The 1,579-nt window shown below is 51.8% G+C and carries 4 protein-coding genes; all 4 read right to left on the reverse strand.

Features of this window, described 5'->3' with window-relative positions; all coding sequences use genetic code 11:
• Window positions 1-426, reverse strand: a 426-nt coding sequence (locus ACWIGM_RS31310) for a DUF2514 domain-containing protein (protein ID WP_454029850.1), incomplete at its 3' end; no start/stop codon positions are given.
• Window positions 423-1,052: a glycoside hydrolase family 19 protein gene (locus ACWIGM_RS31315; protein ID WP_016245478.1), complete on the reverse strand. Its 630-nt coding sequence runs from the start codon at window positions 1,050-1,052 to the stop codon at window positions 423-425. The genes ACWIGM_RS31310 and ACWIGM_RS31315, both read right to left, overlap by 4 nt.
• Window positions 1,042-1,350, reverse strand: a complete 309-nt coding sequence (locus ACWIGM_RS31320) for a phage holin family protein (protein WP_016245479.1) — start codon at window positions 1,348-1,350, stop codon at window positions 1,042-1,044. Before ACWIGM_RS31320 ends, ACWIGM_RS31315 begins: the two co-directional genes overlap by 11 nt.
• Window positions 1,337-1,579 (reverse strand): phage holin family protein (locus tag ACWIGM_RS31325; RefSeq protein WP_454029851.1); only part of this gene is annotated, 243 nt, incomplete at its 5' end. The genes ACWIGM_RS31320 and ACWIGM_RS31325, both read right to left, overlap by 14 nt.

The following is a 1,579-nucleotide window of genomic DNA, read 5'->3' on the forward strand; positions in this document are numbered from 1 at the left end:
GTCAGCATACTCTGCCAGTTGTCTGTTTCTCTCGAGAGATTTGCTGAGCACGTCGGCAAGCAAAACTCCGGTGTCTGCGGCTGACGTCCCAGCGCCGACAATGGCGTTATACTGCCTGAGCTGCTCACGGATGGCAAAGAGTTGTTGCTGCAACCGGCCAGCGCGAGCGGCAGCATCAAGAGCATCATTGCGCGCCTGGTCGATCCTCTGCTGAGCTTCACGTTCATTGGCCACTTTCTCCTGTTCGTAGTACTGACGAACTTTGTCTTCTTCGGCTTTGCGGTCTTCTTCCGCCTGCGCATACCCGGCATCGTACTGGCGACTGCCGTGTATATTCCAGGAAACCACTCCGACGATGAACAGAGCAGCAAGCATCAACACAATAAGCATCTGTTTCCAATATGCTTTTACGAATGCCCAGATCATATAGCCAGCACCTTACTGGCAGTGACGTACCGCGCGCGCCGGTCGTCGATGCCGTTCCGGCCACCATTGATAATCAGAGTTACACGTGCAATATCGCCGGTATACTTCATGCATCCTTTGCTGGCAAAGAACCACGCCGCGCTACGAGCCGCGTATTCGTCCTGCGCCAGCAGTTCAGGACTCTCCAGCAGGTCAACCTTAAGACCGTTTCCACAGTCACGATAGTTATTCAAACCGGTAATCTGGATAAGTCCGCGACCACGGTAATTCCAGCCATCACCAGAGGCATTGTTACCCATGCGTTTGCTGTACACCAGATTTGCGATCGCGCGCTGGCGCTCGAGTGGCAATGGTGGCTCACCAGCACGGCGGCCCAGTGCGTTAGCCTGTCCCTGGGTGAGACGCCCAGCCCGAACGAAGTTAGCCAGTCCGGTGACGCTGTAGTTGAAATTTTCCTGCAACCGGTTGAAGCCACCAGACTCATGCCCGACCTGAGCAATAAACATTGCCTGATCTTCGGGTTTGCTGATACCAAACTCTTTCATCGCAGAAGTTATATGCGAGAACCAGCGTGCGGCCAGCGCCTCGCTAATACCAGCAGCTCGCTGGAATTGTTTAATCTCCATGTTTAGACCTCGATATTTTGAAAATATGAACAACGTTACCGCGTGTTTTAATAACCGCGGCAAGCATGACAGCGTTGATAATGACCTCAGATAAATCCACAGCCATTGGCGTGCGTAACCAGATTGCATAGACGACACGAACAGGAATACTTGCCGCAGCAACAATAAGGAAATAAGCAAGCCACCCTCCCCATCTTCGATGTTGAGAGCCGTTACGCCGGAATGTGACAACGCGAATTGCTATGCCAGTACAAATAACTGCATTGGTGATAAGCAAAAAAAACTCATGCGTTACCATCGTCTTTTCTCCCCGGAATTAACTCGCGTGGATTATCGGAACGGTGATAGAGCCAGATGCCAATACGCACGGCGACAATTGCTGACACGAATGCGCCTGCAGAGAAAACAATCCCTTTTTCAAAAGAGTCCTGCGTGATGGTAGGGATCAGGCTGGCTATGCCGATAAGAATTGATGCTGCTGGTTTGTAAAAGAGAAGGCCGCAAAGAAAGCTGAGCATCGACAGGAG

It is taken from the genome of Allobosea sp. NPDC055332, from assembly GCF_053645455.1.

Coding starts and splice junctions, on each gene's coding strand:
- ACWIGM_RS31315 (WP_016245478.1), bottom strand. CDS start 1,052: ATGGAGATTAAACAATTCCAGCGAGCTGCTGGTATTAGCGAGGCGCTG.
- ACWIGM_RS31320 (WP_016245479.1), bottom strand. CDS start 1,350: ATGGTAACGCATGAGTTTTTTTTGCTTATCACCAATGCAGTTATTTGT.